Below are 18592 nucleotides of genomic sequence, written 5' to 3' on the forward strand. Positions count from 1 at the left end.
CTAAGGAGTTAATTTTTTGCGCGTGAGCAGGGCAAGACCGCGCGCCATGCATGGCTTTCCGCCTTCGCTGCCACCGCACCTGCGGCGATGCCGATCGACGCGTTCAGGCAAAATACGGGCTGAGCGTGCCAAACCACTCGAGCGCCGTCACTTTCCGTCTTGCCTGTATTCAACGAGCCCCGCCATCATGTCCAGCACCACCGCGCAATCCGATCTTACTACCAGCCTCGACGGGAGTGAAACCGCCGACCGCGCGCGGCGCTTCGGCGGCATCGCCCGCCTGTACGGCGCACCGGCGCTCGCCGCGTTCGAAGGCGCGCACGTCGCGGTGATCGGCATTGGCGGGGTGGGGTCATGGGTGGCCGAGGCGCTCGCGCGCAGCGCGCTCGGCACGCTGACGCTGATCGATCTGGATAACGTCGCCGAAAGCAACACCAACCGGCAGATCCATGCGCTCGACGGCAACTTCGGAAAGCCGAAAGTCGAAGCGATGGCCGAGCGCATCGCCGCGATCAATCCGTATTGCGACGTGCGGCTGATTGAAGACTTCGTCGAGCCGGACAACTTCGCGGCGACGCTCGGCGGCGGCTTCGACTACGTCATCGACGCGATCGACAGCGTGCGCACGAAGACCGCGCTGATCGCATGGTGTGTCGAGCGTCAACAGGCGTTGATCACGGTGGGCGGCGCGGGCGGTCAGCTCGACCCGACGCGCATCCGTATCGACGATCTCGCGCTGACGATCCAGGACCCGCTGCTGTCAAAAGTGCGCGGCCAGTTGCGCAAACAGCACGGCTTTCCGCGCGGGCCGAAGGCGAAATTCAAGGTGAGCGCGGTGTATTCCGACGAGCCGTTGATCTACCCGGAAGCGGCCGTCTGCGACATCGACGCGGAAGCCGAGCACGTGAGCACGTCGCCGGGGCATACGGGACCGGTCGGGTTGAACTGTGCGGGATTTGGATCGAGCGTGTGCGTAACGGCAAGCTTCGGCTTTGCCGCCGCCGCGCATGTGTTGCGAGCGTTGGCGAAGCAGGCGGCGGCTTGAAGCGGTGAGGCGAGTGCCGCGCGACTGCGCGGCATGGTGAGGTGCGATAGCCGCACATTCAGGCGCACTAGCCGCGCTTGCTCGCGGCCACCACGCCTGAATCCGGCGCAAATCAGAACAACGACGCGCTCAGCTTGCGCCGCCACTGCGACACCAGCTCCGGCTGATGCGCGGCCAGATCGAACACCGACAACATCGTCTTGCGGCCGATATCGTCGCGGAATGTGCGATCGCGTTGCACGATCGCGAGCAGGTGTTCGAGCGCTTGTGCGTATTTGCGACGCGCGATCAGCGCGCTCGCCAGATCGAAGCGCGCTTCGAGATTGTCCGGAGCGGCCGCGACTTTGGCCTCCAGCGCATCGGTCGGCGGCAGTTCGGCGGCGGCATCCACTGCATCGAGCCGCGTCTTGATCGCGTTGAAGCGCGCGTCGATGCCTTGCGTCGTTTTCGGCGACAGCAGATCGACCTCGTTGCGCGCCTCGTCGATGCGGTTGTCTTCGAGCAGCAGTTCGATGCGGTCCATGCGCGCTTCGTCGAAGCCGGGGTCGTAGGCGAGGGCGGCTTGCAGCGCGTCGTACGCGTCTTCACGGCGGCCTTCCGCCAATGCGGTCTGCGCTTCGAGGCGCGCCGCATCCGCGCCTTGCGGCACGAGCCGCTCGATAAACTCGCGCAACTGACCTTCAGGCAACACGCCGATGAACTGATCGACCGGCCGGCCGTCGGCAAAGGCGACCACGTGCGGAATGCTGCGCACCTGGAAGTGCGCGGCCAGTTCCTGGTTCTCGTCCACGTTGACTTTCACCAGTTTCCATTTGCCTGCCGCTTCGGCTTCGAGCTTTTCGAGCATCGGGCCGAGGCTCTTGCAGGGGCCGCACCACGGCGCCCAGAAATCGACCAGCACGGGGGCCAGTGTCGACGCCGCGATGACGTCCTGTTCAAAAGTGGCCAGAGTGGCGTCCATTGCGTCCTCGTCGATAAAACGGTTTGTGGTTAATTGGGGCCGAACGGCGCGGATTCAATGCGGGCGGCCGCTGACTTGCGTCGACCGGCGGCGCTCCTTGCGCTCAATTTCGTTCCGGCAACGGAATCCATTCGGTTTCGCCCGGCACCTTGCCCATCTCCTGATGGGTCCACGCGAGTTTCGCGGCTTCGATCTTCGCGCGCGAACTGGCGACGAAATTCCATTCGATGAAGCGCTCGCCGTCCAGCTTCTCGCCGCCCAGCAGCATGACGCGCGCGCCGTGCGTGCTGGCGAGCGTGACGGTTTCGTCGAGCGCGAGCACTGCCATCTGGCCGGCTTCGAGCGGCGCGCCGTCGATCTCCAGATCGCCATCCACGAGATAGACGCCGCGTTCCTCGTGCTCCGGTTCGAGCGCGAAGGCGCCGCCCGGCGCGAATTCCGCGGCGACGTACAGCGTGCCCGAAAACGTCCTGACCGGCGACTCCACGCCGAACGCCGTGCCCGCGATCACGCGCAGCGACACGCCGTTGCGCTCGACCATCGGCAGCGTGTCGGCGGCGTGATGCGCGAACGACGGCTCGACCTCTTCGTCCGCGAGCGGCAGCGCGACCCAGGTCTGAATGCCGTGCATCGTCAGGCCGCTCGCGCGGTCTTCAGCGGGCGTGCGCTCGGAATGGACGATGCCGCGCCCCGCGGTCATCCAGTTGACGTCGCCGGGGACGATCTTCTGCTCGGAGCCGAGGCTGTCGCGATGCATGATCGAGCCTTCGAACAGATAGGTCACGGTGGCGAGACCGATGTGCGGATGCGGGCGCACGTCGAGCCCGACGCCGGGTTCGAGCGTCGCCGGGCCCATGTGGTCGAAGAAAATGAACGGGCCGATCAGGCGCGCTGCCATGGCGGGCAGCACGCGCCGCACGGTCAGACTGCCGACGTCGCGCAGATGCGGTTTGAGGACTGCTTTGATCGAGGAAGTCATGGGCGGGCTCGGCTGAAATGGTCGGTGGGGATTCGGCTTAATGGACGATTCTACTGCGCCGCGCGCGATGCCGACGGCTCGGGGCACAGCGGCGCTGCGGGAACTCGTAGCGTGGGCGATCACGCCGCGCTGCCGGCTCCGCTAAACTGCCGGATTGGACAATCAATCGGAGACCGGGATGTCGCCCAGGGACTTGCTGCTCGCGCTGGTGGTGGTGCTCGCGTGGGGCGTCAATTTCGTCGTGATCAAGGAGGGGCTGCACGGAGTGCCGCCGATGCTGCTCGGCGCCTTGCGCTTCACGGTCGCGGCGGTGCCGGCGGTGTTCTTCGTCAAACGTCCGAACTTGCCGTGGCGCTGGCTGCTCGCGTACGGTGCGACGATCTCGTTCGGGCAATTCGCTTTTCTGTTCTCGGCGATGTACGTCGGCATGCCGGCCGGGCTCGCTTCGCTGGTGCTGCAGGCTCAGGCGTTCTTCACGCTGATGTTCGCCGCGGTGTTCCTGCACGAGCGCTTTCGTCTGCCGAACGTCGCGGGCTTGCTGATCGCGGCGGGCGGCCTCGCGGTGATCGGCCTGCAAGGCGGCCACTCCATGAGTGTCGCCGGTTTCATGCTGACGTTGTGTGCCGCGTGCATGTGGGCGCTCGGTAACATCGTCACGAAGAAGGTCGGCAAGGTCGATCTCGTCGGCCTGGTGGTGTGGGGCAGTCTGATCCCGCCGCTGCCGTTCTTCGCCGCGTCGTATCTGTTCGAGGGGCCGCAGAAAATGGCCGCGGCGCTGACGGGCATCAGCGCGATGTCGATCTTCGCGATCGTGTATCTCGCCTTCATCGCGACGTTGCTCGGCTATGGCTTGTGGAGCCGCCTGCTGTCGCGCTATCCGGCGAGCCAGGTCGCGCCGTTTTCGTTGCTGGTGCCGATCGTCGGCCTGGCGTCGGCGTCGCTGTTGCTCGATGAGCAATTGACCATGGCGCAGATCGGGGGCGCGCTGCTGGTGATGGCGGGCCTCGCCGTGAACGTGTTCGGCGGCCGGATCGTGCAGTGGTTGACGCCGGCGCGTTGAGCCTGTCGAGCGCAGGACGTGCGCGTGAAGGCATCATGAAAAACGGCCGCATCCAGCGGCCGTTTTTCATTGCATTGCACCGCGTGTGGCTGCACGCCAACGCATCACGTCATGCGGTTTTTCGCCAGCGGCGGATTCGCCGCGAAATAGCGCTTGATGCCGCTCATGATCGCGTCGGCCATCTTCTCGCGATACGCGTCGTCGTTCAGGCGGCGCTCCTCATCCGGGTTGCTGATGAACGCGGTCTCGACGAGGATCGACGGAATGTCCGGCGCCTTCAGCACCGCGAACCCCGCCTGTTCGACCGAGCCCTTGTGCAGCTTGTTGATCCCGCCGATTTCCTTCAGCACGAAGTTGCCGTAGCGCATCGAATCGCGAATCTGCGCGGTGGTCGACATATCGAACAACGCACGGTTGACCGTGGCGTCGGCGGACTTGATGTTGATCCCGCCGATCTGATCCGACGAGTTCTCCTTGTTCGCCATCCAGCGCGCGGCGGCGCTCGACGCGCCATGCTCGGACAGCGCGAACACCGACGAGCCCTTCGCCTCCGGCGTGGTGAACGCGTCCGCGTGGATCGACACGAACAGGTCCGCGCCGACGCGCCGCGCCTTCTGCACGCGCACGTTCAGCGGCACGAAGAAGTCGGCGTCGCGCGTCATCATGGCGCGCATGTTCGACTGCGCGTCGATCTTCGCGCGCAGCTTCTTCGCGATGTCGAGCGCGACGTGCTTCTCGTAGGTGCCCGAGCCGCCGATTGCGCCGGGGTCTTCGCCGCCATGACCCGGGTCGATGGCGACCGTCAGCAGACGCACGGTGTTGCTCTTGCCGGATTTGGGCGTGCTGAACGCGTAGGTGTCGCCGCCGTCCGTATCGTCGCTGTCCTGGTTGCGTGCGCTATTGCCGCTGTTGCCGCCTTTGTTGTTGCGCGCAATCGCGGCGGGCGGTGCGAGTGGTGCGAGCGGCGCGGCCGGCTTGCCCGCGATGATCGGCGCGCTGGGCGTGGGGGTGACGTGCACGGGCGGACGCGGCGCATTCGGCGCAGTGTTGCCACCGCCGCCGTTTTGCGCATAGCGCTCGAAGAACGCCTCGCTGTTGTCGGCGGTGGGCGGCGTGCCGGGGCCGTTCAGCGTGGCGGGCGGCACGCCGTTCTCTTCGTTCAGCGTCTGCTGCTTGTGCTCGGTCTGCGCGAGCAGGTCCATCAGCGGGTCGGGCGCGACCGCCGGATAGAGGTCGAACACCAGCCGGTACTTGTACGCGCCGACCGGCGGCAGCGTGAACACCTGCGGCTTCACCGAGCCCTTCAGGTCGAACACCATGCGCACCACGTGCGGCTGATATTGTCCGACCCGCACCGACGAAATTTGCGGATCGTTCGGCGTGATCTTCGAGACGAGATCCTTGAGCGCCTGATCGAGATCGAGGCCGCTCAGATCGACCACCAGCCGGTCCGGTCCCTGCAACAGCTGCTGTGCGTTCTGCAACGGCTGATCGGATTCGATCGTCACGCGCGTGTAGTCGCGCGCCGGCCAGACGCGCACGCCGAGCACCGAACTGGCCATCGCCAGACGCGGCGCGACGAGGCCGAGCACGAGCGTGGAGGCGCCCGCCCGCAGAATCTGCCGGCGCCGCCAGTTATGTGTTGCGGTGGCCGCCGATTCGATCGAGCGGAACGGTTTGATCAACATCTTTCGAGACATGCCTTTCCTGATTCGCTGTATGCCCGTGCGACGAGCACGCGGCCGTCGCCGTCGCTGTCGAGGTCGAGCGAGAAGACGAGATCCGGCACGCCGAGAAGACGCCCTGCGCGTTGCGGCCATTCGACGAGGCAGACCGCGCCGCTGTCGAAGTATTCGCGAAAGCCCGCGTCGGCCCATTCGGCCGGATCGGTGAATCTGTACAGATCGAAGTGATAGAGCGCGAGTTCCCCGAGTTCGCCTGGTTCCCCTTGCCGTGGTTCGAGCACGTAAGGTTCGACGAGCGTGTAAGTGGGACTGCGTACGCGGCCGGTGTGGCCGAGGCCGCGCAGGGTCGCGCGCACGAGCGTGGTCTTGCCCGCGCCAAGGTCGCCGACGAGTTGCACCTGCAGTCCGTGGAACGCGTTGCCACTTTGGGCGATCGCCGCGCGCACGCTTTCGATCGCCTGCGCGAAGCGCTCGCCGAAGGCGAGCGTGGCGGCTTCGTCCGCGAGCGCGAAGACGCGTTCGAGCAGGACGGCGGCGGGCGGTTGAATTGCGTGATCGGAGTTGGCAGGCATTCTCGTAAAATGGCGTGATGAACCGAAGTCCGGAGTCCCCTGTTTCCAGCATGCCCGCGTCCGTCGACGCCGCGCGTGCCGTGCGTCATTTCGATGAAGCGGCGCTGAATGCGCTCGCGCTTAACATCAAAAGCTGGGGCCGTGAATTGGGTTTCGGGGCGATCGGCATTAGCGACACCGATCTCTGCGCTGCCGAAGCGCCGCTTGCGGCGTGGCTGGAAGCGGGGTGCCACGGCGAGATGGATTATATGGCGAAACACGGGATGAAACGCGCGCGCCCGGCCGAGCTTGTGGCCGGCACGCGACGCGTAATTACCGCGCGCATCGCCTATTTGCCGTTCGACACGCTGAGCGGCAACGCGAACCAGACCACCACGCAGGAAGGGCCGCTCGCACGCGAGTGGCGCGCAGCCGAGCAGGCGCGGCTCGCGGACCCGTCGGCGGCGGTGGTGTCGATCTATGCGCGCGGCCGCGACTATCACAAGGTGATGCGTAACCGTCTGCAACATCTGGCCGAGAAAATCGAAGCCGAGATCGGCGCGTTCGGCTACCGCGTATTTACCGATTCGGCGCCGGTGCTGGAAGTAGAACTTGCGCAGAAGGCGGGCATCGGCTGGCGCGGCAAGCACACGCTGCTGTTGCAACGCGACGCCGGATCGCTGTTCTTCCTCGGCGAAATCTATGTCGATGTGCCTTTGCCGACCGACGCCGAAACCTTGCCCGAGGTCGCGCCCGAGACGCCGGGCTCGCATTGCGGCAGTTGCACGCGCTGCATCGGCGCCTGTCCGACCGGGGCGATCGTCGCGCCTTACAAGGTCGATGCGCGCCTGTGCATCTCGTATCTCACGATTGAACTCAAAGGCAGTATTCCCCTGGACATGCGGCCGCTGATCGGCAATCGTGTGTATGGCTGCGACGATTGCCAGCTCGCGTGTCCATGGAACAAGTTCGCGCAGGCTGCGCCGGTCGCCGATTTCGATGTGCGGCATGGGCTCGATCGCGCGTCGCTGGTCGAGCTGTTCGCGTGGAGCGCGGACGAGTTCGATACGCGCATGCAGGGCAGCGCGATTCGCCGCATCGGCTACGAGAGCTGGCTGCGTAATCTCGCAGTGGGGATGGGCAACGCGCTCAGAGCGCCTGCGGAAAGTTTGAATGGCGCGGCGCGCGAGGCGATCGTGCAGGCACTGCGGCAGCGCGCCGACGATCCTTCCGCGGTCGTGCGCGAGCATGTGGAGTGGGCGTTGGAAGCGGCGTAGAGTAGCGGCAGTTCAATCAGCGGATGTTTTTGTACGGCGCGGTTTGCGCATACGGTTCGCGTAGAACGCCTGCACGTCCATGCAGGTACGCTACGTTGCCGTTGCAAGCCAGGGCGCCGCGTTTGTCAGGAGCAGGCAATCATGTTCAACGCAGTGATCGATGCGCCATTCGGCAAGGTCGGCATTCGTGTCGAAGGCGAGGCCGTGCGCGAGATCGTCTATCTGCCGGATTCGGTGCGGAGCGTCGCGCCCGACACGCCGTTGGCGCGGCAAGCGGTCGAGCAGATCGAACGATATTTCGAGCAGCCGTCCGCGCGGTTCGAGTTGCCGCTGGCATCCGTCGGCACCCCGTTTCAGCGGCGGGTGTGGCAGGCGCTCTGCGAAATTCCGCCCGGCGTCGTACTGACCTACGGACAGTTGGCGAGGCAGTTGGGCAGCGTGCCGCGCGCGGTCGGCCAGGCTTGCGGCGCGAATGACTTTCCGATTGTGATTCCGTGTCATCGCGTGGTGAGTTCGAGCGGTATCGGCGGCTTCGCGCATCACGCCGAAGAGGGCTTCTTTCGCAACGTCAAGCGCTGGCTGCTGGCGCATGAGGGCATTCCGTACGCATGAGCGACATCACCGCAGACGGCGCGAGCGTCGTGTCACCTTCATCCGCTTCAGCACCGGAGTTGCTCGCGAGCCTCGCGTCGATCGATGTGTTCTGCGATGCGCTGTGGCTCGAACACGGCCTGTCGCGCAACACGCTCGATGCGTACCGCCGCGACCTGCGGCTGTTCTCGGAATGGCTCGCGGCGAGCCGCAACATGTCGCTCGATACAGTCGGCGAAGCCGAACTCAACGCGTACAGCGCCGTGCGGCAGCACGACAAATCGACCTCGGCGAACCGGCGTCTCTCGGTGTTTCGCCGCTACTACGCGTGGGCGGTGCGCGAGCATCGCGCGGCGGTCGATCCGACACTGCGCATCCGTTCGGCGAAGCAGCCGCCACGTTTTCCCTCGACACTCACCGAAGCGCAAGTCGAAGCGCTGCTCGGCGCGCCCGACATCGACACCGCGCTGGGCTTGCGCGATCGCACGATGCTGGAGCTGATGTACGCGAGCGGCCTGCGCGTCACTGAACTCGTCACGCTGAAGACGGTGGAAGTGGGGCTGAACGAAGGCGTGGTGCGCGTGATGGGCAAGGGCTCGAAGGAGCGTCTGATTCCGTTCGGCGAAGAGGCGCACGGGTGGATCGAGCGTTATCTGCGCGAGGCGCGCCCGGTGTTGCTCGGCGCGCGCGCCACCGATGCGCTGTTCGTCACGAGCCGCGCCGAGGGCATGACGCGCCAGCAGTTCTGGAACATCATCAAACGCCACGCGGCGGCGGCCGATGTGCACGCGCCTTTGTCGCCGCACACGTTGCGGCACGCGTTCGCCACGCACCTGCTCAATCACGGCGCGGACCTGCGCGTCGTCCAACTGCTGCTCGGCCACACCGATATCTCGACCACGCAGATCTACACCCACGTGGCCCGCGAACGGCTGAAGTCGCTGCATGCGCAGCATCATCCGCGAGGATGAGGCGCGCTTGCGTTCAGCGTGGCGCGTGCCGTTGCGCCTGCTTCAGACGAATTCACGCAGCCGGTGTTTGAGGATCTTGCCGGTCGAGGCGGCCGGCAGCGCGGCGAGCACCTTCAATTCGGCGGGCCGCTTGTACGGCGCGAGACGCTCGCCGCACCACGCGATCAAGTCGGCGGGCGTGACGGTCGCGCCCGCCGTCAACTCGACGAACGCGATCACTTCCTCGTTGCCCTCGACCGCGCGTCCGATCACCGCCGACTGTACGACTTGCGGATGCGCGTTCAACACATGCTCGACCTCGGCCGGATAGACGTTGAACCCCGAGCGGATGATCAACTCCTTGCTGCGCCCGGCGATATGCAGCGCGCCGTCCGCGTCCTGTCGCGCGAGATCGCCGGTCTTGAGCCAGCCGTCCGCGGTCACGGCCGCGCGGGTTTGCTCCGGACTTCGGTAGTAGCCGAGCATCACATTCGGCCCGCGCACCCATAGCTCGCCGATTTGTCCCGGCGCCGCGTCGACGCCATCGAGTCCGACGAACTTCACCTCGACGCCCGGAATGACCTCGCCGACCGAGCAGTCGCTGCGCGGCGCGTCGAGCATCGTGTGCGACACCGTGGGGCTGCTCTCGGTCATGCCGTAGCCGTTGTGCAGCGGCAGACCGTAGACGGCTTCGACCTGCGCCTTGAGCGCGGCGTCGAGCGGCGAGCCGCCCGAGTAGGCAAAGCGCAGGTGCGGCGCGGACCACGGAAGGCCACACGTCTGCAGATGGTCGAGCAGTTTGGCGTGCATGGCCGGCACGCCCTGGAAGATCGACACGCGTTCGTCGGCGAGGGCGCGGCGCACGGCTTCCGGCGCGAAGCGCGGTGCGAGCCGCAAGGTCGCGCCCGCGTGCAGGCTGCCGAGGCACACCGACGCGAAGCCGTACACGTGCGAGATCGGCAGCACGGCATAGACGACGTCGCCGGGACCGACCTTGCGCAGGCGGCTCGACACCGCGGCGATGTACAGCAGATTGCGATGCGACAGCATCACGCCTTTCGGCGCGCCGGTGGTGCCGGTGGTGTAGATCAGCGCGGCGCATTGGCGATGGTTCGCGGGTTCGACCGGTTCGGCTTGCGCTGCGCTGTCCACCGTGTACGACCATGCGCCGATGTCCGGCGTGATGGCCGGCGCGGCCGTCGCCTGGTGGCGCAGCGCGTGCTGCTGGGCATCGCCGGATTCCACCGCATACGCGACCATGCGAGGTTGTGCGTGCGCGCGGATCGCGTCGAGTTCGGCTGCGGACAGGCGGGCGTTCGACACCAGCGCCCACGCGTCGAGCCGCGCGGTTGCGAACAGCAGCACGATCTGCGCGATGCTGTTTTCCGCGACGATCATTACGCGGTCGCCGCCGCGCACGCCCCATGCGCGCAGCAGGTCCGTGACGGAGTCGACGGCTTGCAGCAGTTGTGCACTGGTCAACTGGCGCGCGTCCTCGATCAGGGCGATGTGCTGCGGATCGCGCGCGGCGGCGAGCGCCGGAATCTCGGCGATGCGCGCGGGCAGCGCGGCGAGCAGGGCGGGGATGTCGATTGTGGAACGGCTGGATGAATCGGGGTTCAACGTTGTCTCCTGTGTCGATCGGAGTTGGCGCTTTAGCGCTTACTCCGATCCCATGCCTCAAGGCGGTCGATCGGAGTTGGCGCTTTAGCGCTTACTCCGATCCCATGCCTCAAGGCGGTCGATCGGAGTTGGCGCTTTAGCGCTTACTCCGATCCCATGCCCCAGGGCGGTCGATCGGAGTTGGCGCTTTAGCACCTACTACTCCTCAGTCCCACGCAAAATAACCACTAAAAACGATTCGCCGCGCAGCATCAAATCCACGGCTACGCCGACACCCAATATCCGAACGATCGTGCCACACCCGCATGGACCGCACAATTGGCCGTTCGGCAAATAGCCGTCGTGCAAACTCGCCATTACAATGCGCCGATGAGCAAATCCAGACACGTTTCCGAAACGCCGGCCACGCAGTTTCTGCGCCGCCACGGCGTCACGTTCGGCGAGCATCCTTACGATTACGTCGAGCACGGCGGCACGGCAGAGTCGGCGCGCCAGCTCGGCGTGGACGAGCATCATGTCGTGAAGACGCTCGTGATGGAAGACGAGCACGCGAAGCCGCTGATCGTGCTGATGCACGGCGACCGCACCGTCAGCACCAAGAACCTCGCCCGGCAGATCGGCGCGAAGCGCGTCGAGCCCTGCAAGCCCGAAGTGGCGAACCGGCATTCCGGCTATCTGATCGGCGGCACGTCGCCGTTCGGTACGCGCAAGCAGATGCCGGTCTATGTCGAGTCGAGCATTCTGGAAATGGACAGGCTCTGGCTGAACGGCGGCCGGCGCGGCTTTCTGGTCAGCATCGAGCCGACGGTGCTGACCGATCTGCTGGCGGCGAAGGCGGTGCAGTGCGCGAGCGTCGATTGACGTTTGCGCGAATGTTTTCCGGGCGGTCGCGTTCGGTAGAATATGCGCCGCTTTGTTCCGAGTTGCCTTACCTGTTGCGGTTGGAGTATCGAGTTTCAGACCGCTGATCCTTATAAGAGTCCCAGATGCAAAACCTGATCGTTGCTGTCGTTGCCTACCTGATCGGTTCGGTGTCGTTCGCCGTGATCGTGAGCGCCGCAATGGGCCTCGACGACCCGCGCTCATACGGCTCGGGCAACCCCGGCGCCACCAACGTGCTGCGCAGCGGCAGCAAGAAGGCGGCGATTCTCACGCTGATCGGCGATGCCTTCAAGGGCTGGCTGCCGGTGTGGTTCGTCGTGCACTTCGGCGCGCGCTATGGGCTGGACGAGACGTCGGTGGCGATGGCGTCGGTCACGGTGTTTCTCGGCCACCTGTATCCGGTGTTCTTCCGCTTCAAGGGCGGCAAGGGCGTGGCGACCGCAGCGGGCGTGCTGCTCGCGATCAATCCGACGCTCGGCATCGCGACCTTGCTGACGTGGCTGATCGTTGCGTTCTTCACGCGTTATTCCTCGCTGGCGGCGCTGGCCGCGGCGGTGTTCGCGCCGCTTTTTTACGCGTTCCTGTTCGGGCCGCGCGTGATCGCGCTGGCGATCGTCGTGATGAGTTCGCTGCTGGTGTGGCGCCATCGCGGCAACATCGCCAAGCTGATGCGCGGGCAGGAAAGCCGCATCGGGGACAAGAAGAAGGCGCCTACGCCGGCGGCGGGTAACGATCTTTGAGGGACGGATGGGGCGCGTGGAGGCCATACGTGTCGCGCTCCGATTGATCGCCGATGCCGTCTCATGTGGCCCGCCCGCAGGCCGCTCGCTGGTGCCGCGCGGGCGGTGTGCGGGTGTTACGGGATTTCATTCGAGTTGCTCGCTGGCTCCGCCCAGGCAGTGCGCAGCGAGCGCGAAACCCGAGGCGACCGGCTAGCCGGCAAGTTACGAGTACTCGTTGGACGGCGCACGGGTAAGGCGGCCTCGGCGCGTAGGGCTCGCAAGCCCTGCGCGAGGTACACCTCGCGCTTGCCCGTTACTCATTGGCCGTTCTGCTCCCTTGGGCGCGTACCCGCGCCATTGAGACTCAGTCGCGGAAGTTGTTGAAGTCGAGCGGCGTATCGGTCACGTCCTTGCGCAGCATCGCAATCACGCTTTGCAGATCGTCGCGCTTGCCGCCGGTGATGCGCACCGCGTCGCCCTGAATGCTCGCCTGGACCTTGATCTTGCTATCCTTCACGAGACGCACGATTTTCTTCGAGAGATCGCCGGACACGCCCTTCTTGATCTTGATGACCTGCTTGACCTTGTCGCCACCGATCTTCTCGATCTTGCCGTAGTCGAGAAAGCGCACGTCCACGTTGCGCTTGGCCATTTTCGACAGCAGCACGTCCTTCACCTGGCCGAGCTTGAAGTCGTCGTCGGCGTAGGCGGTGATTTCGTTTTCCTTATGTTCGACGCGCGCGTCCGACCCTTTGAAGTCGAAGCGCGTGGAAATTTCCTTGTTGGACTGTTCGATCGCGTTCTTGACTTCGATCATGTTCGCTTCGCAGACGACGTCAAACGATGGCATTGCATTCTCCCAATAGTGCTGCGGTGCGTGACGCGGCCGGTCGGCTGCGCACGGGGCACTCGCTATAATCACGAACCGGACGTCATTTTACCGACGCCACTCCCTTTTGCCCAAGACCGCCGCGCATTGTCGGGCGGCCGGGGCGCGATCTGGTCTCTTTCGCTGTTTCATTCTCCTCGATTCCGATGTCCCACTCCGATTCCGCCGCGTTCATTGCCGGCTATCCACTGAAGGCACACAACACCTTTGGTTTCGATGTCCGCGCGCGGTTTGCATGCCGGATCGAGCACGAAGCGCAATTGATGGCGGCGGTGCGCGACGCCCGCGCGGGAGGACTGCCGCGCCTCGTGCTGGGCGGCGGCAGCAACGTCGTGCTGACCGGCGACTTCCCCGGGCTGGTGCTGCTGGTCGCGCTGCGGGGCCGCCGCGTCGTGCGCGAGGACGATGACGCATGGTACGTCGAGGCGGCCGGCGGCGAACCGTGGCACGAGTTCGTCGCGTGGACTTTGTCGCAGGGATTGCCGGGACTGGAGAATCTCGCGCTGATTCCGGGTACGGTCGGCGCGGCGCCGATTCAGAACATCGGCGCGTACGGACTGGAAATGTGCGAGCGGTTCGCCTCGTTGCGCGCGGTGGAACTGGCGACGGGCGACGTCGTCGAGCTCGATGCCCAGGCTTGTGGGTTCGGTTATCGCGACAGCTTCTTCAAGCGAGAAGGGCGTGACCGGTTCGTCATCACATCGGTGACGTTCCGCTTGCCGAAGCTCTGGCAGCCGCGCGCCGGTTACGCCGATCTGGCGCGTGAGTTGGCCGCAGGCTCGGATCATGCCGCTGGCGGTGACAGGCCGCCGACCGCGCAGGCCATCTTCGATGCGGTGGTGGCGGTGCGGCGCGCGAAGCTGCCCGATCCGCTGGAACTCGGCAATGCCGGGAGCTTCTTCAAGAATCCAGTGGTCGACGCGGCGCAGTTCGACGCGTTGAAGAGCCGGGAGCCGGATGTCGTGTCCTATCTTCAGGCGGATGGGCGGGTGAAGCTCGCGGCAGGCTGGTTGATCGACCGATGCGGCTGGAAAGGCCGTGCGATGGGCGCGGCGGCCGTGCATGAGCGGCAGGCGCTGGTGCTGGTGAATCGCGGCGGCGCGAGCGGCGCGGAGGTGTTGGCGCTTGCCAGAGCGATCCAGCGGGACGTGCTCGAGCGATTCGGTGTGGAGTTGGAAGCGGAGCCGGTTTGTTTGTGACGCGGCGGCGCGGATAGCGGCCGACTGAGCTTGAGGCGCCGAAGTCTTGCTGCCAGCGCTCCCGGAAGTGGTTCGACGGTGCGCTGACGGACACTGAGTCGACTGGGCGCGTTGTGACTGGTTAGGCGGCACGCTGAAATGCAAAAAAGCGCCGGGAGTTTTCTCGCGGCGCTTTTTTATCGTCTGCGTTTGGATCAGGCCGCGCCTTCGGCGCTTGACTCCGCTCGCGCGAAATTAGCCTTCACCGAAACGCCCACCCTCAGCCCACCCTCAGCCACGCTGACGGCGCGCATTTTCCGCAATCCGCATACGCAGTGCATTCAACTTGATGAAGCCGCCGGCGTCCGCCTGGTTGTATGCGCCGCCGTCGTCGTCGAACGTAGCGATGGTCTTGTCGAACAGTGTTTCCTTCGAATCGCGCGCGACCACCGAGACGCCGCCCTTGTACAGCTTCACACGCACCCAGCCGTTGACCTTTTCCTGCGTGTGGTCGATCAGCACCTGGAGCGCGCGGCGCTCCGGGCTCCACCAGTAGCCGTTGTAAATCAGCGACGCGTAGCGGGCCATCAGGTCGTCTTTCAGGTGAGCGACTTCACGGTCGAGCGTGATCGACTCGATGCCGCGGTGCGCCTTCAGCATGATCGTGCCGCCCGGCGTTTCATAGCAGCCGCGCGACTTCATGCCGACGTAACGGTTTTCCACCAGATCCAGACGGCCGATGCCGTGTTTGCCGCCCAGGCGGTTCAGTTCGGTCAGCATTTCCGCCGCCGACAGACGCTTGCCGTTGATCGCGACCGGATCGCCGTGCTCGTATTCGATGTCGAGGTATTCGGCCTGGTCCGGCGCCTGTTCGGGCGACACGGTCCAGCGCCACATATCGGCTTCAGCTTCCGCCTTCGGATCTTCCAGGTGACGGCCTTCGAACGAGATGTGCAGCAGGTTCGCATCCATCGAATACGGCGCGCCGCCTTGCTTGTGCTTCATTTCGATCGGAATACCGGCCTTTTCCGCGTACGCGAGCAGCTTTTCGCGCGACAACAGGTCCCATTCACGCCACGGTGCGATGACCTTGATGCCCGGTTCCAGCGCGTAGTAACCGAGTTCGAAGCGAACCTGGTCGTTGCCCTTGCCGGTTGCGCCGTGCGACACCGCCTGGGCGCCGGTGGCGCGGGCGATTTCGATCTGACGCTTGGCGATCAGCGGACGCGCGATCGACGTGCCCAGCAGGTACTCGCCTTCATAGACCGTGTTGGCGCGGAACATCGGGAACACGAAGTCGCGCACAAATTCTTCGCGCAGGTCTTCGATGAAAATGTTTTCCTGCTTGATGCCGAGCTGCAGGGCCTTCTTGCGCGCCGGCTCCAGCTCTTCGCCCTGGCCGATGTCGGCGGTGAACGTGACGACTTCGGCGTCGTAGTTGTCCTGCAACCACTTCAGGATGACGGAGGTGTCGAGGCCGCCCGAATAGGCGAGCACGACTTTCTTGATATCGCTCATGGTGAACTCGTAGCTGGAAAAAGCGGGAAAACAAGGCGCGCCGGCGGTTCCGGAGCGCGGAAAACCACTATTTTGACACTAAACCGCCGGGCCCCGCGTTTTTGGGGCAGTACGGTCATGCGGCCGGGTCCCGTTGCAACCGTGGACGCCGGCCCGATGCGCAGCGCGGACGTGGATGCCTTGCCTCGTAGTCAAGGCCCCGGCGCGCTTCACGCAGGTTTCACGCGAGTGCTGCAGAGGGTAAAAAAGCTCGCTCAGTGATTCAGCTTGCCGAGCAGCAGATATTCCAGCAACGCTTTTTGCACGTGCAGGCGATTTTCCGCCTCGTCCCACACGACGCTTTGCGGGCCGTCGATTACTTCCGCGCTGACTTCCTCTCCACGGTGGGCGGGCAGGCAGTGCATGAATAGCGCGTCCGGGTTGGCGCGCGCCATCATTTCGGCGTCGACGCACCAGTCCGCGAAGGCCTTCTTGCGTGCTTCGTTTTCGGCTTCGAAGCCCATGCTGGTCCAGACGTCGGTGGTGACGAGATCGGCGCCCGCGCAGGCTTCGTTCGGGTCGTCGAATTCTTCGTAGAACGGCGCGCTTTCGGCGGCGACCATCGCGCGGTCGAGCTTGTAGCCCGGCGGCGTGGACAGGCGCAGCCTGAAGCCGAGGATCTGCGCGGCTTCAATCCACGTGTACAGCATGTTGTTGGCGTCGCCGACCCATGCGACCGTCTTGTCGCGAATCGGGCCGCGATGCTCGAAGTACGTGAAGATGTCGGCCAGCACCTGGCACGGGTGGTATTCGTTGGTCAGCCCGTTGATCACCGGCACGCGGGAATTTTCCGCAAAGCGCTGGATGATGTCCTGGCCGAACGTGCGGATCATGATGATGTCGACCATGCGCGAAATCACTTGCGCAGCGTCTTCGATCGGTTCGCCGCGACCGAGCTGCGTGTCGCGCGTGCTCATGAACACGGCGTGGCCGCCCAGCTGGAAGATGCCGGCCTCGAACGACAGGCGGGTGCGTGTCGAATTCTTTTCGAAGATCATGGCCAGCGTGCGATCGTGCAGCGGGTGGTAAGTCTCGTAGTTCTTGAATTTACGTTTCAGAATGCGCGCGCGTTCCAGCACGTACTCGTAGTCTTCCAGCGAGAAATCCTTGAACTGCAGATAGTGGCGAATTTTCTTGGCGGTCATGAAACAAATACGGCGGTCTCACCCGGCAGGATTGCCGGACGGCGCCGCCGTCGTTTGTGGTAACTCAATGCAGCATAAAGGATTTCGCCCCGTTTGACGAGTCGGCGAAAAGGCCGGGAAAGCTGTCTGAAAGCCTCGCGCCCCGGTCGGACGAAGCTTGTGTGCGCTGCGGAAAAAGGTCCGCTGCGCTATAATCTGGCGGTTCTCCCAAAGCCCGGCAGGCCGGAATCCGGCCTGCGGGACACGGCTCGCGCGGTTCGGAAAGCCTGCTCGCGGTGCGCCGTCATGACAAGCGACGAGGCTGCCCAGCCGGCCCGTGGCGGTTTCTGGTGGCGCGGCTCGCCATCGCGGCGTACAGCCGCGAATTCAGGCATTTGAAGCCGGCGCGTGCCGTCGGCTTTGCCGTCATCACGCTGGGCAGTTACACAGGTATTCCTACATGGCCGAAGCAGCTCCAACCGAATTCTTCATTCAGGGCATTACGTCGACCGGAAAGCGATTCCGGCCGAGCGACTGGTCGGAGCGGCTCGCCGGAGTGATGGCATGTTTTGGGCCAGGAGCGAAGAAGGGGCCGAACGCCTATATGCAGTACTCGCTGTACGTGCGGCCGACCATGATCGGCGATCTCAAGTGCGTGATTCTCGATTCGCGCTTGCGCGACATCGAACCGATGGCCTTCGACTTCGTGCTCAACTTCGCAAAAGACAACGATCTCGTCGTGACCGAGGCGTGTGAGTTGCAACTCGAGCATGCTGCCGTGCCGCAAGCCAAAAGACACGTGATATAGCGCAGGCGGCACCGGATCTGCAAAAGCAAAAAACCCGCAATTAGCGGGTTTTTTTGTGTGACGTCGGGGGCGGCAGGGTGGCCCGGCAATCACAAGCGCGCCGCGCTGAAGCGTTGCGGACACGTGCGAATCGGTCTGTTTCAAGCAAAAAAGCCCGCCGAGGCGGGCCTTTCTGTGCAGCGGAAACAGGAGGTAGCCCACCGAAGCGGGCTGACCGGAATTACTGCGCTGCGGACGCTTGCAGACCCTTGAGGGCTGCAGCGAGACGGCTCTTATGGCGAGCAGCCTTGTTCTTGTGAACGATGTTCTTGTCGGCGATGATGTCGATGGTCTTCGACGATGCCTGGAAGATTTCAGCGGCCTTGGCCTTGTCGCCGGCGTCGATCGCCTTGCGAACAGCCTTGATAGCCGTGCGGAACTTCGAGCGCAGTGCCGAGTTGTGCGAGTTTGCCTTGGCGGCCTGGCGGGCGCGCTTGCGTGCTTGTGCGGAGTTAGCCATGACGGTTCCTTATCCTGTTCCTGTTTCCAGTACCTGACCTTCAAGTGGTGAGGTGCTGCTTTTAGATCCGAACTCTTGGAAGCGATTGCCCAAGAGCGCAAAAAGTGTCGAAAAAATCGATCGAACTACGCGAAGGCGGGCCTGGATTTCCGGCGATTCGAGGACGTTGCCAGGCGGCGTGGAGCCGACCTTGCCCATGTCCTTGAGCGCG

At 64.6% G+C, this 18592-nt stretch carries 18 protein-coding genes; 9 read left to right on the forward strand and 9 right to left on the reverse strand.

Features of this window, described 5'->3' with window-relative positions:
* Window positions 1-187: 187 nt before the first annotated feature.
* A complete protein-coding gene (gene tcdA, locus PQQ53_RS07390) occupies window positions 188-1045 on the forward strand; it encodes a tRNA cyclic N6-threonylcarbamoyladenosine(37) synthase TcdA (RefSeq protein ID WP_408323571.1) in 858 nt (285 codons plus the stop codon).
* 112 nt (window positions 1046-1157) lie between these two features.
* On the opposite strand, the gene trxA is transcribed toward tcdA, so the two are convergent.
* Complete coding sequence (trxA, locus tag PQQ53_RS07395) at window positions 1158-2006, reverse strand: thioredoxin (RefSeq protein ID WP_408323572.1); 849 nt, start codon at window positions 2004-2006, stop codon at window positions 1158-1160.
* 103 nt (window positions 2007-2109) lie between these two features.
* Complete coding sequence (locus PQQ53_RS07400; protein ID WP_408140567.1) at window positions 2110-2985, reverse strand: pirin family protein; 876 nt, start codon at window positions 2983-2985, stop codon at window positions 2110-2112.
* A gap of 178 nt (window positions 2986-3163) precedes the next feature.
* Here PQQ53_RS07400 and PQQ53_RS07405 point away from each other — a divergent pair, with 178 nt between their 5' ends.
* Window positions 3164-4045, forward strand: coding sequence for an EamA family transporter (locus tag PQQ53_RS07405; protein ID WP_408323573.1), 882 nt, complete (start codon window positions 3164-3166; stop codon window positions 4043-4045).
* Window positions 4046-4149: 104 nt separating this feature from the next.
* On the opposite strand, the gene PQQ53_RS07410 is transcribed toward PQQ53_RS07405, so the two are convergent.
* Window positions 4150-5745, reverse strand: coding sequence for an N-acetylmuramoyl-L-alanine amidase (locus tag PQQ53_RS07410; RefSeq protein WP_408140571.1), 1596 nt, complete (start codon window positions 5743-5745; stop codon window positions 4150-4152).
* Window positions 5727-6302, reverse strand: a complete 576-nt coding sequence (tsaE, locus tag PQQ53_RS07415; RefSeq protein WP_408140573.1) for a tRNA (adenosine(37)-N6)-threonylcarbamoyltransferase complex ATPase subunit type 1 TsaE — start codon at window positions 6300-6302, stop codon at window positions 5727-5729. Before tsaE ends, PQQ53_RS07410 begins: the two co-directional genes overlap by 19 nt.
* Before the next feature lie 17 nt (window positions 6303-6319).
* On the opposite strand from tsaE, the gene queG reads away from it, so the two are divergent.
* The 3 genes from queG (at window position 6320) to xerD (ending at window position 9120) form a co-directional block, all read left to right on the forward strand.
* Window positions 6320-7558, forward strand: coding sequence for a tRNA epoxyqueuosine(34) reductase QueG (queG, locus tag PQQ53_RS07420; protein WP_408140575.1), 1239 nt, complete (start codon window positions 6320-6322; stop codon window positions 7556-7558).
* 141 nt (window positions 7559-7699) lie between these two features.
* Window positions 7700-8170 carry a methylated-DNA--[protein]-cysteine S-methyltransferase gene (locus PQQ53_RS07425; RefSeq protein WP_408323574.1) on the forward strand — a complete coding sequence of 157 codons (471 nt, stop codon included), beginning with the start codon at window positions 7700-7702 and terminating at the stop codon, window positions 8168-8170.
* Window positions 8167-9120: a site-specific tyrosine recombinase XerD gene (xerD, locus tag PQQ53_RS07430; RefSeq protein WP_408152415.1), complete on the forward strand. Its 954-nt coding sequence runs from the start codon at window positions 8167-8169 to the stop codon at window positions 9118-9120. Before PQQ53_RS07425 ends, xerD begins: the two co-directional genes overlap by 4 nt.
* Window positions 9121-9162: 42 nt before the next feature.
* On the opposite strand, the gene PQQ53_RS07435 is transcribed toward xerD, so the two are convergent.
* Entirely contained in the window at window positions 9163-10722 is a 1560-nt protein-coding gene (locus PQQ53_RS07435) for a class I adenylate-forming enzyme family protein (protein ID WP_408323575.1), read from the reverse strand.
* Window positions 10723-11091: 369 nt separating this feature from the next.
* On the opposite strand from PQQ53_RS07435, the gene ybaK reads away from it, so the two are divergent.
* Together ybaK and plsY are read left to right on the forward strand one after the other, a co-directional pair.
* Entirely contained in the window at window positions 11092-11583 is a 492-nt protein-coding gene (gene ybaK, locus PQQ53_RS07440) for a Cys-tRNA(Pro) deacylase (protein WP_408152419.1), read from the forward strand.
* A 125-nt stretch (window positions 11584-11708) separates the two neighbouring features.
* On the forward strand, window positions 11709-12344 hold the full coding sequence (gene plsY / locus PQQ53_RS07445; RefSeq protein WP_408323576.1) for a glycerol-3-phosphate 1-O-acyltransferase PlsY: 636 nt from the start codon (window positions 11709-11711) through the stop codon (window positions 12342-12344).
* A 346-nt stretch (window positions 12345-12690) separates the two neighbouring features.
* Here plsY and PQQ53_RS07450 read toward each other — a convergent pair whose 3' ends face one another.
* Complete coding sequence (locus PQQ53_RS07450) at window positions 12691-13176, reverse strand: YajQ family cyclic di-GMP-binding protein (protein WP_007180572.1); 486 nt, start codon at window positions 13174-13176, stop codon at window positions 12691-12693.
* Between the two features lie 185 nt (window positions 13177-13361).
* On the opposite strand from PQQ53_RS07450, the gene murB reads away from it, so the two are divergent.
* Entirely contained in the window at window positions 13362-14414 is a 1053-nt protein-coding gene (gene murB, locus PQQ53_RS07455; protein ID WP_408323577.1) for a UDP-N-acetylmuramate dehydrogenase, read from the forward strand.
* A 270-nt stretch (window positions 14415-14684) separates the two neighbouring features.
* Here the strand turns inward: murB and PQQ53_RS07460 are convergent, their stop codons facing one another.
* Together PQQ53_RS07460 and argF are read right to left on the reverse strand one after the other, a co-directional pair.
* The gene (locus PQQ53_RS07460; protein ID WP_408140589.1) at window positions 14685-15911 is read right to left on the reverse strand and encodes an argininosuccinate synthase; all 1227 of its coding nucleotides are present in this window, start codon (window positions 15909-15911) and stop codon (window positions 14685-14687) included.
* 254 nt (window positions 15912-16165) lie between these two features.
* Window positions 16166-17095: an ornithine carbamoyltransferase gene (gene argF, locus PQQ53_RS07465; protein WP_408140591.1), complete on the reverse strand. Its 930-nt coding sequence runs from the start codon at window positions 17093-17095 to the stop codon at window positions 16166-16168.
* 439 nt (window positions 17096-17534) lie between these two features.
* Between argF and PQQ53_RS07470 the strand changes: the two genes are divergently transcribed.
* Window positions 17535-17882 carry a DUF3579 domain-containing protein gene (locus tag PQQ53_RS07470; RefSeq protein ID WP_168665907.1) on the forward strand — a complete coding sequence of 116 codons (348 nt, stop codon included), beginning with the start codon at window positions 17535-17537 and terminating at the stop codon, window positions 17880-17882.
* Window positions 17883-18102: 220 nt separating this feature from the next.
* Here PQQ53_RS07470 and rpsT read toward each other — a convergent pair whose 3' ends face one another.
* Window positions 18103-18381 (reverse strand): 30S ribosomal protein S20, encoded by a 279-nt coding sequence (rpsT, locus tag PQQ53_RS07475; RefSeq protein ID WP_408140593.1) that lies wholly within the window; start codon window positions 18379-18381, stop codon window positions 18103-18105.
* Window positions 18382-18592: the final 211 nt, after the last annotated feature.

It is taken from the genome of Paraburkholderia strydomiana, assembly GCF_046030495.1.
In the GTDB taxonomy this organism is placed as follows: domain Bacteria; phylum Pseudomonadota; class Gammaproteobacteria; order Burkholderiales; family Burkholderiaceae; genus Paraburkholderia; species Paraburkholderia strydomiana_A.

What these genes read in the sequence shown, in the direction of transcription:
- ybaK (WP_408152419.1), top strand. Translation starts at nt 11,092, where the DNA reads ATGAGCAAATCCAGACACGTTTCCGAAACGCCGGCCACGCAGTTTCTG.
- queG (WP_408140575.1), top strand. Translation starts at nt 6,320, where the DNA reads ATGAACCGAAGTCCGGAGTCCCCTGTTTCCAGCATGCCCGCGTCCGTC.
- tsaE (WP_408140573.1), bottom strand. Translation starts at nt 6,302, where the DNA reads ATGCCTGCCAACTCCGATCACGCAATTCAACCGCCCGCCGCCGTCCTG.
- PQQ53_RS07470 (WP_168665907.1), top strand. Translation starts at nt 17,535, where the DNA reads ATGGCCGAAGCAGCTCCAACCGAATTCTTCATTCAGGGCATTACGTCG.
- PQQ53_RS07450 (WP_007180572.1), bottom strand. Translation starts at nt 13,176, where the DNA reads ATGCCATCGTTTGACGTCGTCTGCGAAGCGAACATGATCGAAGTCAAG.
- murB (WP_408323577.1), top strand. Translation starts at nt 13,362, where the DNA reads ATGTCCCACTCCGATTCCGCCGCGTTCATTGCCGGCTATCCACTGAAG.
- tcdA (WP_408323571.1), top strand. Translation starts at nt 188, where the DNA reads ATGTCCAGCACCACCGCGCAATCCGATCTTACTACCAGCCTCGACGGG.
- xerD (WP_408152415.1), top strand. Translation starts at nt 8,167, where the DNA reads ATGAGCGACATCACCGCAGACGGCGCGAGCGTCGTGTCACCTTCATCC.
- PQQ53_RS07460 (WP_408140589.1), bottom strand. Translation starts at nt 15,911, where the DNA reads ATGAGCGATATCAAGAAAGTCGTGCTCGCCTATTCGGGCGGCCTCGAC.
- trxA (WP_408323572.1), bottom strand. Translation starts at nt 2,006, where the DNA reads ATGGACGCCACTCTGGCCACTTTTGAACAGGACGTCATCGCGGCGTCG.
- argF (WP_408140591.1), bottom strand. Translation starts at nt 17,095, where the DNA reads ATGACCGCCAAGAAAATTCGCCACTATCTGCAGTTCAAGGATTTCTCG.
- PQQ53_RS07410 (WP_408140571.1), bottom strand. Translation starts at nt 5,745, where the DNA reads ATGTCTCGAAAGATGTTGATCAAACCGTTCCGCTCGATCGAATCGGCG.
- rpsT (WP_408140593.1), bottom strand. Translation starts at nt 18,381, where the DNA reads ATGGCTAACTCCGCACAAGCACGCAAGCGCGCCCGCCAGGCCGCCAAG.
- plsY (WP_408323576.1), top strand. Translation starts at nt 11,709, where the DNA reads ATGCAAAACCTGATCGTTGCTGTCGTTGCCTACCTGATCGGTTCGGTG.
- PQQ53_RS07425 (WP_408323574.1), top strand. Translation starts at nt 7,700, where the DNA reads ATGTTCAACGCAGTGATCGATGCGCCATTCGGCAAGGTCGGCATTCGT.
- PQQ53_RS07405 (WP_408323573.1), top strand. Translation starts at nt 3,164, where the DNA reads ATGTCGCCCAGGGACTTGCTGCTCGCGCTGGTGGTGGTGCTCGCGTGG.
- PQQ53_RS07400 (WP_408140567.1), bottom strand. Translation starts at nt 2,985, where the DNA reads ATGACTTCCTCGATCAAAGCAGTCCTCAAACCGCATCTGCGCGACGTC.